Below are 15,015 nucleotides of genomic sequence, written 5' to 3'. Positions count from 1 at the left end.
GGGGTGAGAGGTGCGGCGGGACGTTTGCGTTTCTCTTTGACCACCACTTTTCGAAGGGGCGTAGAGTCCTATTCCCGTGAAACTACACCATACTTTCCCGACTACTCTCTCATTAATGGGGCGACGCTGCCTCAATTGATATGGCGGTGCGGCGGTCGGGCCGGTTAGTTGGGAATTACCTTGGGGGCTGTACAGCGCTTACCGTGGGGATGATTCCGTCCCTAAGCAATTCCTTGATCTTTGGTTTTATGGCGGTTCCGAAATTGTCGAGTCCCGTCCCTTTGTAGGCGCGGTTAAACTCGTTCGCGATTTCCTGTGCTTTTGCGTCAAGGGACTTGTCGGATTCAGCGATCCGTTTGATGTTGCGGTTTGCAGCGTTCGCTGCGGAAGTTGTGGGCCGACCAAAATTCTTGGACAGCTCGAACTTGAAGTTTGCCATGGAAGTCTTCCTTCCGTTTCACGGCTTCGAGAACTGAATTATTTATGGGTGCCTGGCTGAATTTTTAGCCACGGGGAGGAAAATTGTCCCCACTGCCGTAGCTATCGCGGGCGCGGATTTGGCCCCCACGTCCACGGATGGTGAACTCGGCCTTCTGGTTTCGGGCAATGGGACGCCCAAAGTCGATGGCGTCCTTCTGGGTGTCAAACTTCTTGATGGGCTTGCTTGAGCCCTCACGCTGGAACTTCCACTTGTCTCCGTCAGGAGATACGTTGTAATTATTGGCTCCCATGCGGTATCCAACCTTTCTGCACACCTGAAAACGGCGTGCCGAGTGACGCGAGCGGAAAGGAGCGCTGGTACTGTCACACGAAGAGACAATCGGCAAATTATCTCCGTGTGAAGCCCCCGCGCCGCCCTTGCGGTTGTAGGGGCTTTGCTCGCTAGTACTGAACTTAGCACACGCAGTCGATATAGTTACATGGCTGAAATTCACATCCGTGATCTGTGGATAAACCAGTGAATGTGCTTGTAGATTGCCTGTGGATAAGGGGTCGTGCACGGACAGGTGCGGGGGAGGTAGCTTAGAGTAGTGCGATTTTGGTCGAAATCTTTAGCGAATTTCCAGGACGAATTGCACAAATTTTTTTTCGACCCTGTGGATAAGTCGATAGTTTTCGCTGGCCATTGAACATGACGATGATATAAATCACAAGTGGTGTTCATGTGGCTAAAGCTTTCGTTTTTGTTTGGACTTTCGTGCTTCACATTGAATTGATCGCGGGGCGGCACTGGCGAGCTTTCTTGAAGAGTGGCCGCAGGTTTCCTCTGCGCATGCTTCGTTGAAGGTGTGGATTTGTCGATGGGCAAGCATATTGCCCGGCTATCAAGGCAATGCCACGGCTTCTGGATCCGCGTGCAGCTTTGGACGCGGGCGACATCAATGCGGAACAATTCGAGCGTCTCGTTTCCCAACGTGAAACTCTGCGTATGCGAACCAAGCAGATTAACGACGACGGTTCCATCCGCTTTGCATGCCCGGCTCTAGAGGGCAAGGTGTCCTGTCCAGCTCGCAAGAACGACCCAAAGGCAAAGAAGGCGGCGGCAAGACGAACCCTTGGTGGTCGGGCACCTTTGCCGTTGTCCGTAAAACAGGTTCCGGCGGGCCCTCAGCGGGGCAAAGTCTGTTCTGGTAAGTCTGTCACCGTTCCGCTCTATCTTGACAAAGGCGGCGTGGACAACATCAACAAGCACCTTCACCAGGGGCCGGCCGTCTATACGCAGGAATGGCATGACACCTATAAGCGCGGCCGTGCTGCCATCGAAGCCCGAAACGCTAGTGCCAAGCACGATGTCTCGCTTGGGCTTGGAGATCGAGCGAAGCGCGGCATGCGCGGCTTTGATGGCTTCGCCATGCTTCTCACCGTTCTTGTCGCCGCGTCGAACGCGCTTCGAGTCATTGGCTACCTCAAACGCGGACGCGACGCCGAACTTGCTCCGACGCCTCCGCGCGGAGGGCGTCCTCGCAAGAGGCGCTTTGATGATCATGTCATTGGGCTGGCGTGGGGCAACGCGCCGCCCGCCGAAGAGGCTGCATAGGAGGCCACGAGACTCTGTTTGGGGTCCGTGGTCTAACAGCCGTGAGTTGGCGTGATGTTCAGGTCATGCTGGCGGCGAATACTACGGAAAATGGTCCGTGGATAGACAAAAATCCGGCCCCATGGACACTCTTGCGGTGAAAGTCCACGGGGCCGGGCTATTTGTTAGAGATTCGCAAATCTCAGCAGGCTAGAACCGTAAAAGTCCCGCGGCGTTTAGCAGTCGAAGTACATCTCGAACTCTTGCGGGGTGGGGCGCATGCGGTTCGGGGTGATTTCGTTGTCGTACTTGTACTGGACGTAGGTGTCGATGAGGTCTTCGGTGAAGACGTCGCCTTCGGTGAGGAAGTCCGAGTCGTTGCGCAGAGCCTCAAGGGAGGCCTCGAGGGAGGTCGGGGCCTGCGGGATGGATGCGGCCTCTGCCGGCGGCAGCTCGTAGAGGTCCTTGTCGACCGGAGCGTGCGGCTCGATGCGGTTCTTGATGCCGTCCAGGCCAGCCATCATCATGGCAGCGAAGCCGAAGTACGGGTTGCCGGACGGGTCCGGAGCGCGGAACTCGATGCGCTTGGCCTTCGGGTTGGAGCCGGTGATCGGGATGCGGACCGCGGCGGAGCGGTTGCGCTGGGAGTAGACGAGGTTGATGGGGGCCTCGAAGCCCGGCACCAGACGGTGGTAGGAGTTGAGCGTCGGGTTGGTGAAGGCGAGGACGGCACCGGCGTGGTGGAGGATGCCGCCGATGTAGTAGCGGGCCAGGTCGGACAGTCCGCCGTAACCAGCCTCGTCATAGAACAGCGGGGAGCCGTCCTTCCACAGGGACATGTGGGCGTGCATGCCGGAGCCGTTGTCGCCAGCGAGCGGCTTGGGCATGAAGGTGGCGGTCTTGCCGAACTCAGCCGCGGTGTTCTTGATGATGTACTTGAAGGTCTGGATATCGTCCGCCGCGTGGAGCAGGGAGTTGAAGCGATAGTTGATCTCGTTCTGGCCGCCGCCCACCTCGTGGTGGAAGCGCTCGAGCGCGAAGCCGGCCTCCTGCAGGTTCTCCACCATGGCGTCGCGGACCTCGACGTGCTTGTCGTAGGGCGCCGTCGGGAAATAGCCGCCCTTCATGCGCGTCTTGTAGCCGATGTTCGGCGTGCCGTCGAAGTTGGTGTCCGCACCGCGGTTCCACCAACCCTCGTCCGTGTCGACCTCGTAGAAGGCGTGGTTGACGTCGGCCGTGTAGCGGACGGAGTCGAAGAGGTAGAACTCGGCCTCGGCACCGAAGAAGCAGGTGTCTGCGATGCCGGTGGAGGTGAGGTACTCCTCAGCCTTGCGCGCGACATTGCGCGGGTCGCGGGAGAACGGCTCGTGGGTGAACGGATCGTGGACGAAGAACTTGATGTTGAGGGTCTTCGCAGAGCGGAACGTATCGAGCACGGCGGTGGCCGGGTCGGGCATGAGCGTCATGTCAGACTCGTCGATGGAGGTGAATCCGCGGATGGAAGAACCATCGAAGGCAAGGCCTTCTGCGGCGGCTTCCTCGGTGAATTCGGACGCGGGGATGCTGAAGTGGTGTTCGGTGCCCGGAACGTCGGTGAATCGAATGTCGACGAACTTGACGTCTTCGTCCTCGATAAACTTCACAACGTCATGGATCGACTCGAAAGCCATGGTGTCTCCTCTAATTTCGGTCGCTTAACAGGGCTGGCTTCAATATTATGCAATTGCGGGTAGTGACGGGCCTAATCCTACCGGATGGGACGCTTTCAACACTCACCCGGTTTGGGGGACTGGCGCGCCGCTTTGGCGCCCACCGTGGGCCTGCGTATCTTAGACATCATGGCTGAGAAGAAGACGTGGCTCGATGGCCCCAGCATCCCCGGCGAGAATGATTATGAGACCCCTGGCCGGTGGCCGGGGGAGAAGCTCGGTCTCCCGGAGCGCGGTGCGGGTGCCCTGGCGCCCGTGTCCCGCCGCGCGGGTGCGGTCCTTATCGATTGGCTGCTGTGCTACGCCGCGGCGGCGATCGTGGGCTACTTCGTCCCTCTCTTTGGCGGCGTGGCGTTGCTCACGTACGTGTTGTGGATCGTGCTAGGCATTCTCGGCGGGTGGCTTTTCGCCCGCACGCCCGGCATGGCGTTGCGCGGCATGGGCGTTGCTCGTCTTGATGCCCCCGGCGAGCGCGTCGGCTTCTGGCGCGCCGCCGTGCGCACGCTGCTTACCGCCTTCATCTTCCCCGCGGCCCTCGTGGACATGGACGGCCGCGGCATGCACGACCGCGCGACCGGCACCGTGGTTATCTACGCCTAGGGGTAAGCGATGACAGAACTGTGGGACATCGTGGACAACGACCGGCAGCACACGGGCGTGCGGGTGGAACGCCAGCTGGGCTTGCCCGATGGCCAGCTACACCAGGTCGTCCACCTATGTCTCTTTGACGTGCGCGGCCGCATGCTCATCCAGCGGCGCGTCGACACGAAGTCCACGTGGCCGGGCATGTGGGATGTCACGGTGGGCGGTTCCGTTATCGCGGGGGAGACGAGCGCACAAGGCATCGCGCGGGAGGTGCGCGAGGAACTCGGCCTGGAGCTGGAGTTCACCCGTCCGGCGTTCACGTTTAACTTTGCGTACGGCTTCGATGACTTTTATGTGGTGCGCGCGGATATCGACGAGCGCACACTGGCCGTGCCTAACGCGGAGGTCGCCGAGGTCGCATGGGCGAGCTTCGCCGACATCCAAGCACTGAAGGCGCGCGGGGAGTTCATCAACTACCGCGACAGCGCGCTGGCCCTGGCCTTCGACTTTGTTGGCGAGAACGGCGTGCGCAGCGATATCTTTGACGGCCGTCCTAGGCCGTAATAAACACGAAAAACGTTCAACCCCTTGTCGCCGCGATTTCCATCGCAGCGACAAGGGGTGAACGTGTCATTGCTTGTTGGAAAGCAACAGTCCGGTCCCCACCTCTCTGTTCCTCCTCAAGAACGCTCACGTGTCACGGTGTGCGCTCTCGCCGCCCCGGTGTAACGCGAAAAGTCATTAATTCTAGGCGTAGGAAAACGAGAAAATCCGCAGTAAAAATTGCGGATTCTCACGTCGGGCCAAAAGGCTACTTGTGCTTGCGCTCAGCGGCGCGGCGCATGCGGCGGTTCATGCCGGCCATGTTCTGCGCCTGGTGGGGCATAGGCCCCTTGGGCAGGCCCGGTTGGGCGCCTGGCATGGCGTCCATGGCCTCGATGCGGCGGATATTGGTCTGCGTCTCGTTCTTATTGAAGTTACGCGGCAGGCGGATGATGTGGTTGCGCAGCTTGGACACGGGGACCTCGTCCTCGCCGGACCCCACGTAGACCTCGTAGATAGGAACGCCGGCGGCCATCTTGTCAATGCGCTTCTTCAGCTGCGCCATGGACGGCTTGAGGCGGTTCTTGTTTCCCTCAGCGACGAGGATGACACCCGGGTTACCGATGACGCGGTGGATAAGGTCCTGCTGGCGTGTAGCAGCGATGCCCGGCTTGACGGACCACACGAGACCCACGGAGTTCTTCAGCTGCTGCTCGAGTGCCCAGCCCGCGACGCCGGGCTGGTCCTCGACCTTGCGGTACATGTCGCGCTCGACGCGGCGGGTAAATAGCCACATGGCGAGCACGAAGCCGACGCCCAAGCCCAGGATGAGCATGAACCACTCGCCACCCCAGAGCATGCCGATGAGGAAGAAGACCAGCGCGACGCCCAGGATGGACGCGAGCATGATGGGCACGAGCGCCTTGTCCTGCTTGCGCTGCATCTGGAAGACCTGCCACATTTGCTGGCGGGTCTGCTTGCGCTGGGCACGCTTGTTGGCGCGCTCTTCCTTTTTGGCGGCGCGCAGTGCCGCCTTGTCATCACCTTTAGCCATGGCTCCTACTTTAAATGGTTGTATGTCAAAAACGCGAAATAACGCCGCCCTTCGCCACAATTGGCGGAAGGCGGCGCTAGGGACAAGCGATTAGCGGATGGTCGCGGAGACCGTCTCGGGCTTGGCCGGGGTTTTCACCATGCGGGTCGTCACGGGCGTCTCGACGGACGGGCCGTACTTCTCGAGCAGAGTGGAGGCTTCCTGGGCGGTAGCGCCCTCGGAGGTCTCGGCGAGATGCGCGAGGTGGGGCGGCAGCTCGCGGCCGCGGGCCTCCATCGCCTGGACGTAGAGACGGCCAGCGCGGTAGGAAGAACGCACGAGCGGGCCGGACATAACGCCGCCGAAGCCGAGCTCCTTGGCATACTCGGCGTGCTCGACGAACTCCTCCGGGCGCACCCAGCGCTCGATGGGGTGGTAGCGCGGGCCAGGGCGCAGGTACTGCGTAATCGTGATGATGTCGCAGCCGGCGGAGTGCAGGTCGCGCAGGGCTTCCTGAATTTCCTCGGGCGTCTCGCCCATGCCGAGGATGAGGTTGGACTTCGTGATGAGGCCGAAGTCGCGGGCCTGACGGATGACGTCGAGGGAACGCTCGTAACGGAAGGCCGGGCGGATGCGCTTGAAGATGCGCGGGACGGTCTCTACGTTGTGGGCGAAGACCTCCGGCTGTGCGGAGAAGACTTCTTCGAGCAGGTCCGGCTTGCCGGAGAAGTCCGGGGTGAGATTCTCCACGCCGGTGTTCGGGTTGAGCTCGTGGATTTTGCGCACGACCTCGGCGTAGAGCCAGGCGCCCTCGTCGGGCAGGTCGTCGCGGGTGACGCCGGTGATGGTGGAGTAGTTCAGCTGCATGTTGCGAACTTCTTCGGCCACGCGCAGCGGCTCCTCGCGGTCGAGCGGCTCGGGCTTGCCGGACTTGATGTCGCAGAAATCGCAACGGCGCGTACAGGAGTCGCCGCCGATGAGGAACGTGGCCTCGCGGGATTCCCAGCACTCGTGGATATTGGGGCAGCCGGCTTCCTGGCACACGGTGTGCAGGGAGGCGCCCTTCACCTTGTTTTTGATGTCCTCATAGCCAGGACCGGTTCGGACTTGGTTACGGATCCAGCGCGGCTTCTGCTCAATCGGGGTCTCGGAATTCTTGGCCTCGATGCGCAGCAGCCTGCGTCCTTCATGCTTAACACTCACGGTCTACACCCTACGCTGAAAGTCGATGTTCTCTAAAGCCCGCGGGGCCGCGGGTTCCCCCATCGCAACGACGCGGTCAAGGGGGCTATTCCTCTTTTATTCGTGCGCTGCGCGAGCCTTGCGGCGTGTCTCGGCGGCCTGCTTGCCGGGGTCCGGCGCGGAGGCAAAGGTGTGGTCTGCGACGATGAGCCGGCCCGCGAGCGCGTCGTCGAGCGCGCGCAACAGCGGCACCTCGGCCTCCTCCAGCGTGACGTCGCGGCCCAGCTCCAGGGAGAGTGTCGTGACGTCAGCGTCGTCGATGCCGCACGCCACGATGTGACCGTAGTACTCGAGCGTGTTATTGCAGTTCAAGGCGAGTCCGTGCATGGTCACGCCGCGCGTAATGCGGATGCCCAGCGCGCCGAGCTTGCGGTCGCGCTTCGGTGCCGCCGGGTCCGCGGCCACGGTCGTGTGGGGGACCCAGACGCCGGAGCGCCCGTCTACGCGGCCGGCGGTGGTCACCCCCAGCTCGCGCACGGCCTGAATGATGGCTTCTTCGAGGCGGCGGACATAGTCCACGACGTCGACGGGCTCGGCGAGCTTAATAATGGGGTAGACCACGAGCTGGCCCTCGCCGTGCCACGTGATGCGCCCGCCTCGGTCGACGGTGATGACGGGCAGGCCGTTGTCCGGCATGTCCGACTCGAGCGTGCGCTTGCCCGCCGTATAGATATTGGGGTGCTCGACGACGAGGATGACGTCGCTCACCTCCTCGGCCGCGCGCTGCTTCGCGAGTGCTGCTTGGTAGTCCCAGGCCTCCTGGTAATCCATCCGACCCAAGTGGCGGATCTCCAGAGGCGCGCCGGAGGCGCGGATGGAGCGGTCGGCAGGGAAGAACGGGTCGCGCGGTGCAGTCATAGAACAAGTTCTAGTCGCGCCCGCCCTGGGCGCGCAAAAGGGGGCATCGGAAAGCTTTCCGATGCCCCCTTGGGAGGGTGGGCTTACTCCACGCCGTTGGCTGCGGCGTAGGCGGCGGCGTCCATGAGCTCGCCGGCCTCGGAGACCTCGACCTCGAAGAGCCAGCCTTCGCCGAACGGGTCGTTGTTGACCAGCTCGTAGGCGTCGTGGATGCCCTCGTTGACGGCGGTCACGGTGCCGGTGACGGGGGAGTAGAGGTCAGAGACGGACTTGGTGGACTCGACCTCGCCGCAGGTCTCGCCGGCGGTGACGGTGTCGCCGACGGCGGGCAGCTCGGCGAAGACAACCTCGCCGAGGCGGTCAGCGGCGACGGAGGTGATGCCAACGCGCAGGGTCTTGCCCACGACCTCAGCGGCGGGGGCAGCGATCCACTCGTGGTCTTCGGAGTAGGAGAAATTCTCGGGCAGATTCGACATGTGGGTTCCTTTCTAGAGGTTCAGTTTAAGTCTAACGGCCGTGTGCGTCGCGCGGGTGTTAGTCCGCACGCTTGTAGAACGGCGTCTGCGTGACGGCGAAGGGGTAGCGCTTGCCGCGGATATCGACCTCGACGGCGTCGCCGGGGTTCAGGCTCGCGGCGGTGTCGATGAGTGCCAGGGCGACGGGGTGGCCGAGCGTGGGCGACGGCTGGCCGGAGGTGACGGTGCCGACCTTGGTCTCACCAACGAAGACCTCGGCGCCGTGGCGGGCGGCGCGGCGCTGCTCGGAGTCGAGCGCCGTGATGACCTGCTGTGGGCCTTCGGCGGCGCGGGCGCGCAGGGCATCGGCGGCAACGAAGTCGCCTTCCTTCTTGGCGAAGGCGCGGGCCATGCCCGCCTCGACCGGCGTGATGTCGCGGGAGAGCTCGTTGCCGTAGAGCGGCATGCCGGCCTCCAAGCGCAGCGAATCGCGGGCGGCGAGGCCGCAGGGCTTGATGCCGTATTCCTCGCCGGCCTTGAGCAGCTCGTTCCACAGCGCCGGGGCGTCCGAATTGTAGACGATGAGCTCGAAGCCGTCCTCGCCGGTGTAGCCGGTGCGGCAGATAAAGGCGTAAATGCGGGCGACCTTACCGGTCATCGCCGCGTAATACGGCAACTCGTAGACGGCCTCCTGCTTGTTGTCCTCGACGAGCGGGATGAGGATCTCCGCGGCCTTGGGGCCCTGGATGGCGATCATGGCGACGTCGCGGGACTCCGACTTGAGGTCCACGTCAAAGCCGTCTGCGCGCTCGTTGAGAGCCTCCCAGACGACGTCGACGTTCGACGCGTTGGGAACGACGAGGAACTTCGTCTCGCCCAGGCGGTAGGTGATGAGGTCGTCGAGGATGCCGCCGTCTTCGGCGACGATCATCGAGTACTTCGCCTTGCCCACAGGGAGCGTGGTGAAGTCCGAGATAAACGCGTAGGAGAGGAACTCCGCGGCGCGGTCGCCGTTGACCCAGATTTCGCCCATGTGGGAGAGGTCAAAGAGGCCGGCGGCTTCGCGGACGGCGCGGTGCTCCTCGAGCTCGCTGCCGTACTTGAGCGGCATGTTCCACGGGCCAAACGCGGTAAAGGACGCGCCGAGCTTCTCGTGCTCGGCGTGGAGCGGGGAGTGCAGCAGTTCAGACATGGTTTCCTCTCTTACTTCTCGTCGGTGTTCGTGTCGGCGCCAGCCGACACGTCGAAGGCCTCGGGCGGCGGGCAGGCGCACACGAGGTTGCGGTCGCCGTAGGCCTCGTCGATGCGGCGCACCGGCGGGAAGTACTTCGTGCGGCGCAGGCTGGACACCGGGTAGGCGGCCTGGGCGCGGCTGAACTTAAACTCCCACTCGTCGGCGGCGACCGTCGCAGCGGTAAACGGCGCGTTGTGGATGACGGAGTCCTCATAGGCGATCGTGCCGTCGATGATCTCCTGGATCTCCGCGCGGATGGTGAGCATCGCCTCGATGAAGCGGTCGAGCTCGCCCTGGTTCTCGGACTCGGTGGGCTCCACCATGAGCGTGCCCGCAACCGGGAAGGCCAGCGTCGGGGCGTGGAAGCCGAAGTCGACGAGGCGCTTGGCGACGTCTGCGGCGGTGACGCCGGAGGCAGAGGTCAAGTCACGCAGGTCGAGAATGCACTCGTGGGCAACGAGGCCCGCGTTGCCCGTGTAGAGGATGGGGAACGCGTCGTGGAGGCGCGAGGCCAGGTAGTTCGCGCCCAGGATGGCGTGCGCGGAGGCCTGCTCGAGACCCTTCGCGCCGATCATGGCGAGGTACGACCAGGAAATTGGCAGGACGCCGGCGGAACCGAACTCGGTGGAGATCAGCGGCACGCCGTGGCCGACCTCGGTGGGCACGGTCGGGTCGATGGCCGGGTCGTTGGCGTTGGTCGGCAGGAACGGCACGAGGTGTTCCGCGACCGCGACCGGACCGACGCCCGGGCCGCCGCCACCGTGGGGGATGGTGAACGTCTTGTGCAGGTTCAGGTGGCTGACGTCGCCGCCGAACTCGCCCGGCTTGGCCCAGCCGGCGAGCGCGTTGAGGTTCGCGCCGTCGATGTAGACCTGTCCGCCGGCCGCGTGCACCTTGTCGCACACGTCGCGGACCTCCGGGTCGAAGACGCCGTGGGTGGACGGGTAGGTGATCATGATGCCAGCGATGTGCTCGCCGTGCTGCTCGATCTTTGCGTCGAGATCGGCGAGGTCGATGGCGCCGTCGTCCGCGGTCTTGACCACGACGACGCGCAGGTTGGCCAGCGTTGCCGAGGCTGCGTTCGTACCGTGCGCCGAGGACGGGATGAGGATAACGTCGCGGCCGTGATCGCCGTTGGCGACGTGGTAGCGGCGGATGGCGAGCAGGCCGGCGAGCTCGCCTTGGGAACCCGCGTTGGGCTGCAGCGAGACCTTGGCGTAGCCGGTGATCTCAGCCAGCCAATCCTCGAGCTCGTGGATGAGCTGATGCCAGCCCTTCGTCGTCTCCGCGGGGGCGTACGGGTGGATGCCCGCGAACTCCGGCCAGGAAATCGGCTCCATGGCGGCGGTGGGGTTGAGCTTCATCGTGCACGAGCCCAGCGGGATCATCGTGCGGTCGAGCGCCAGGTCCTTGTCCGCGAGCTCGCGCAGGTAGCGCAGCATCTGGGTCTCGGAGTGGATGGAGCTGAAGATCGGGTGGGTGAGCGCCGGGGTAACGCGCTTGAGCGCCTCGGGCAGGCGCGAACCCTGCGCCGGGGCTACCTCGTCAACGCCGAACGCGGCGGCGAGCGTCTCCACGTCGGCCGCGGTGGCGGACTCACCGAAGGAGACGGACACCTTGTCCGCGCCGATGGCGCGCACGAGGTAACCCTGCTCCTGCAAGGCGGACTTGATGGCGGCGGCATCGACGCCCGTGACGGTGACGGTGTCGAAGAACTGCGCGGAGACGATTTCCTTGCCAGCCTTGACCAGCGAGGTTGCAAAGGAGTCCGCGAGGTCGTGGATGCGCGTCGCGATGGCACGCAGGCCCACCGGGCCATGGTAGACGGCGTACATGGACGCCACGTTGGCGAGCAGCGCCTGCGCCGTACAGATGTTGGAGGTCGCGCGCTCGCGGCGGATGTGCTGCTCTCGGGTCTGCAGCGCGAGGCGGTACGCCGGCTGGCCGTCCGCGTCGACGGACACGCCCACGAGGCGGCCCGGCAGCTGACGCTTGAGCTTGTCGGTGACAGCCATGTAGGCGGCGTGCGGGCCGCCGAAGAACATCGGCACGCCGAAGCGCTGGGTGGAGCCCACCGCGATGTCCGCGCCGAAGGAACCGGGGCCCTCCAGCAAAAGCAAGGAGAGCGGATCCGCGTCGACGGTCGCCAGGGCGCCGCGGGTGTGTGCCTCCTCGATGATGGCGCGCGGGTCGAGGATGTCGCCCTCGGTGCCGGTGTAGGCGAGGACGACGCCCACGATGTCCTCTCCGACCAAGCCCTCACGCAGGTCCACGATCTCGACCTCGAGCTCGATGGCGCGGGCACGCTCGGCGGCCACGGCGAGCACCTGCGGGTGCATACGGGCGTCGAGGACCACGCGGCGGCCCTTCTTCACAGCGCGCGACATAAGGCCCACGGCCTCGGCGACCGCGGTGGCTTCGTCGAGCAGCGACGCATTCGCGATGGACAGTCCCGTGATTTCCTCGATGAGCGTCTGGAAGTTGAGCAGCGCCTCGAGGCGGCCCTGGGAAATCTCCGGCTGATACGGCGTGTACGCGGTGTACCAGCCAGCATCTTCGAGCAGCCCGCGGCGAATGACCGCCGGAGTGAGCGTGTCAGAAAAGCCCTGGCCGTAGAAGGACTTCAGAACCGTATTGTGCGAGGCGTATTCGCGCAGCTTCGCCTGCGCCTCGTCTTCAGACAGGGGCTCCGGCAGCTGGGGGCCGCCAGCGGCGCGGATCGCGGCGGGAAGGGCAGCGTCAACAAGCGCTTCAACGCTGTCGTATCCCACCTGAGCAAGCATGGTGGCCTGCTCCTTGGCATCTGGCCCGAGGTGACGGGAGATGAATTCCATGAATATATGACTCCTTTGGGGTGTGGAGGCCTGTAAAGACGCACTCAGTATATTGCGAAGTACGCCACTATTTCGCGGCTTTACCCCTACTGCTCACCCACACGAGCGCGAGTGTTGCGAGCGCCACCGCCGTGCCCACCACAAAACTGGTGGCATGGCCCACGCGCGGCGCCAGAAGCGAGAGCAGAAAGGGGGCAAAGAAGCCCAGATAGGTGAGTGCGTAATACACCCCCGTCGCCGCGCCCAGCTCCGCCGCCGGGGCGACCTCTTGGGTCTTCGCGAGCCCTACGACCATGAGGATTCCGTAGGCTGCGCCGAGCACCAAGCTCGCCACCGGCAGCAACCAGACGACCCATGCATGGTCCCGGTTCGCCGCGATGACCGCGCCGACCACCATCCCCACTGCCGCGAGCCCCAAGCCTGCCGATGCCCCCAAGCCCAACGCCCAGCGCTGCACCACCGCGCCCGTGCCCATGGTGAGCATGGCGAGCAGCCCGGCTGCCGCGATGGGGTGGGCGAGGTGCCCCATGACCAGTCCCGGCAAGTACGCGAAGGACGTGGTGACCACGCCGAATACCCACGGCGCGAAGACGGCGACAGGCACGAACTCCCGGGTGAGCAGGCTGAGCGGCGGGTGTGCCTTGCCTGCCTGTGGGCGCGGGCCTTCCGGTGCGGTCCACGCGAGCGGCAGTATGAGTAGTGCGAGTACGAGGTGGGGGACATAGGGCGCCAGCGTGGGCCACGTCGTGAATTGTGCGAGCAGTCCCGCCAATGCTGGCGCGAGCGCGAATCCGAGTGTGAGCGCCAACGAGGAACGCTTAGCTCCAATGGCGACGGTGGCGGAAAGCTCCTTGACCCACGAGGCGCCCGCGGACATGACGAGCCCCACCGCCACGCCGATGATGAGCCTGCCCGCGAGCAGCGCTAGGAACGAGCCATGGAGGCCGGTGAGGAGAATGAGCGAGCCAAGCGCCGTCGCGAGGAGCGCAGGGCGCAGCACCGCGCGGCGCCCCCGCACGTCCGAGACCGGTCCACCGATAAAGAGCGCGCCGATGAGCCCCACGGCGTAGACGCCATAGAGGAACGTCGTGTGGGTTTCCGTGAGCGCCGTGTGCTGGCGGTAGGTGAGCACCATTGGCGCAAAAAGGTTTGCGCCAAACGCGACGACGAACATGCCCAGGACGACGCGGACCCACACCTCATTCTTCATACCGACACAGTCTAGTGTCCTGAATCACTCAATGCGGGGCGTTGTGGCCCGGAGATTGTGCGCGAAAAATCCCTCCAGCACATATAGCGGCCATGCGGCAGCGGGCCGGCATGCCTTATATGTGCTGAATGGATGTGGCGCGGTGAGCTCTATCCGCAAAACGCCCGCACCCCGCGACGCAAGTGCGCAGCGGGGTGCGGGAGGGAAGCGGTCCTTAGAGGTTGAGGTCAGCCTCGAAGTCTGCGGTTTCCAGACGGTCCTTGATGGTGGTCACGAAGCGACCAGCATCGGCACCGTCGACGACCTGGTGGTCGTACGTGAACGGCAGGTAGCACATCTGGCGGATGGCGATGGCGTCCTGGCCGTTCTCGTTGACGACGACCGCGCGCTTGGTGATAGCGGCGGTGCCCAGGATGCCAGCCTGCGGCGGCACGAGGATCGGGGTGTCGAGCAGCGCGCCCTCAGAGCCGATGTTCGTCACGGTGAAGGTAGCACCGGTGAGGTCGTTCGGCTTGAGCTTGTTGTTGCGTGCCTTGTCAGCGAGCTCCGCAATCTGCTGCGCGATCTCCGGCAGGGTGAGGTCCTGTGCCTTGTGGATAACCGGGGTGAGCAGACCGCGCGGGGTGTCGACGGCGATAGCGACGTTGACGTCCGCGTGGTAGGTCATTTCCTTCGTCTTCGAGTCGTAGGACGCGTTGACGTTCGGGTGGGAGACCAGAGCCTCGACCGTAGCCTTGACGATGAACGGCAGGAAGGACAGGTTCGCGGAGTACTTGTCGATGAAGGCCTGCTTGGACTTCTTGCGCAAGTCCCACACGGCGGTCATGTCGACCTCCTGGACGTGGGTGAGCTGTGCGGAAATCTGCAGCGCCTCGACCATCTTCGCAGCGGTGATCTCGCGGATGCGGTTGACCTTCTGCGTGGTGCCGATGAGCTCCTGCTTGGCCGGATCCACGGACTTGGTGGACCAGCGTGCGCGTGGGTCAGCGGAACCAGACTGTGCCTGTGCTGCCGGTGCGTCGCCCTCGCCAGCCGCGGCCAGGACATCCTGCTTGCGGATGCGACCGCCGACGCCGGTGCCGGTGACGGTGTTGAGGTCCACGCCATGCTTGTCAGCGAGCTTGCGGACGAGCGGGGTGACGTACGGGAGGTTGTCGCCGTTGTTGACCTTGGTGGAGGTGGAAGCGGCAGCCGGCTCGGACTTCGGAGCTTCCTTTTTCTCTTCCTTCGGCTCCGGCTTCTTCTCCTCGGTCTTTTCTTGAGCCTTGGGTTCTTCCTTGGCTTCGGACTTTTCG

The 15,015-nt window shown here is 64.0% G+C and carries 14 protein-coding genes; 3 read left to right on the top strand and 11 right to left on the bottom strand.

The genetic code is table 11. The features are described from left to right. Positions 1 to 175: 175 nt before the first annotated feature. Together HMPREF3227_RS04035 and HMPREF3227_RS04030 are read right to left on the bottom strand one after the other, a co-directional pair. Positions 176 to 439, bottom strand: coding sequence for a hypothetical protein (locus tag HMPREF3227_RS04035; RefSeq protein WP_066510483.1), 264 nt, complete (start codon positions 437 to 439; stop codon positions 176 to 178). A 64-nt stretch (positions 440 to 503) separates the two neighbouring features. Next, positions 504 to 731 carry a DUF2188 domain-containing protein gene (locus tag HMPREF3227_RS04030; protein WP_066510481.1) on the bottom strand — a complete coding sequence of 76 codons (228 nt, stop codon included), beginning with the start codon at positions 729 to 731 and terminating at the stop codon, positions 504 to 506. 602 nt (positions 732 to 1,333) lie between these two features. On the opposite strand from HMPREF3227_RS04030, the gene HMPREF3227_RS13225 reads away from it, so the two are divergent. After that, positions 1,334 to 2,038, top strand: a complete 705-nt coding sequence (locus HMPREF3227_RS13225) for a hypothetical protein (RefSeq protein WP_156452964.1) — start codon at positions 1,334 to 1,336, stop codon at positions 2,036 to 2,038. Positions 2,039 to 2,253: 215 nt separating this feature from the next. On the opposite strand, the gene glnA is transcribed toward HMPREF3227_RS13225, so the two are convergent. Beyond that, the gene (glnA, locus tag HMPREF3227_RS04020; RefSeq protein WP_066510476.1) at positions 2,254 to 3,687 is read right to left on the bottom strand and encodes a type I glutamate--ammonia ligase; all 1,434 of its coding nucleotides are present in this window, start codon (positions 3,685 to 3,687) and stop codon (positions 2,254 to 2,256) included. 168 nt (positions 3,688 to 3,855) lie between these two features. On the opposite strand from glnA, the gene HMPREF3227_RS04015 reads away from it, so the two are divergent. Further along, on the top strand, positions 3,856 to 4,326 hold the full coding sequence (locus tag HMPREF3227_RS04015; protein ID WP_066488606.1) for an RDD family protein: 471 nt from the start codon (positions 3,856 to 3,858) through the stop codon (positions 4,324 to 4,326). Positions 4,327 to 4,335: 9 nt separating this feature from the next. Continuing rightward, a complete protein-coding gene (locus HMPREF3227_RS04010; protein WP_066488568.1) occupies positions 4,336 to 4,875 on the top strand; it encodes an NUDIX hydrolase in 540 nt (179 codons plus the stop codon). 247 nt (positions 4,876 to 5,122) lie between these two features. Here HMPREF3227_RS04010 and HMPREF3227_RS04005 read toward each other — a convergent pair whose 3' ends face one another. The 8 genes from HMPREF3227_RS04005 to sucB all read right to left on the bottom strand — a co-directional run. Beyond that, on the bottom strand, positions 5,123 to 5,908 hold the full coding sequence (locus HMPREF3227_RS04005) for a DUF4191 domain-containing protein (RefSeq protein WP_066488573.1): 786 nt from the start codon (positions 5,906 to 5,908) through the stop codon (positions 5,123 to 5,125). Between the two features lie 90 nt (positions 5,909 to 5,998). Beyond that, on the bottom strand, positions 5,999 to 7,090 hold the full coding sequence (lipA, locus tag HMPREF3227_RS04000) for a lipoyl synthase (protein WP_181734559.1): 1,092 nt from the start codon (positions 7,088 to 7,090) through the stop codon (positions 5,999 to 6,001). 96 nt (positions 7,091 to 7,186) lie between these two features. Beyond that, complete coding sequence (gene lipB, locus HMPREF3227_RS03995) at positions 7,187 to 7,987, bottom strand: lipoyl(octanoyl) transferase LipB (protein ID WP_066510474.1); 801 nt, start codon at positions 7,985 to 7,987, stop codon at positions 7,187 to 7,189. Between the two features lie 83 nt (positions 7,988 to 8,070). After that, the gene (gene gcvH / locus HMPREF3227_RS03990; protein WP_066488580.1) at positions 8,071 to 8,463 is read right to left on the bottom strand and encodes a glycine cleavage system protein GcvH; all 393 of its coding nucleotides are present in this window, start codon (positions 8,461 to 8,463) and stop codon (positions 8,071 to 8,073) included. 58 nt (positions 8,464 to 8,521) lie between these two features. Then, positions 8,522 to 9,634, bottom strand: coding sequence for a glycine cleavage system aminomethyltransferase GcvT (gcvT, locus tag HMPREF3227_RS03985; protein WP_066488585.1), 1,113 nt, complete (start codon positions 9,632 to 9,634; stop codon positions 8,522 to 8,524). An 11-nt stretch (positions 9,635 to 9,645) separates the two neighbouring features. Next, positions 9,646 to 12,510 carry an aminomethyl-transferring glycine dehydrogenase gene (gene gcvP / locus HMPREF3227_RS03980; RefSeq protein WP_066510473.1) on the bottom strand — a complete coding sequence of 955 codons (2,865 nt, stop codon included), beginning with the start codon at positions 12,508 to 12,510 and terminating at the stop codon, positions 9,646 to 9,648. Between the two features lie 67 nt (positions 12,511 to 12,577). Beyond that, on the bottom strand, positions 12,578 to 13,720 hold the full coding sequence (locus HMPREF3227_RS03975) for an MFS transporter (RefSeq protein WP_066488593.1): 1,143 nt from the start codon (positions 13,718 to 13,720) through the stop codon (positions 12,578 to 12,580). A gap of 214 nt (positions 13,721 to 13,934) precedes the next feature. Further along, positions 13,935 to 15,015 (bottom strand): 2-oxoglutarate dehydrogenase, E2 component, dihydrolipoamide succinyltransferase (gene sucB, locus HMPREF3227_RS03970; protein WP_070594103.1); only part of this gene is annotated, 1,081 nt, incomplete at its 5' end.

The sequence above is a fragment of the Corynebacterium sp. CMW7794 genome, from assembly GCF_001563605.1.
Lineage (GTDB): Bacteria > Actinomycetota > Actinomycetes > Mycobacteriales > Mycobacteriaceae > Corynebacterium > Corynebacterium phoceense.
The sequence above is the reverse complement of the archived record's forward strand: the minus strand, read 5'-3'. Positions and strand labels throughout refer to the sequence as shown.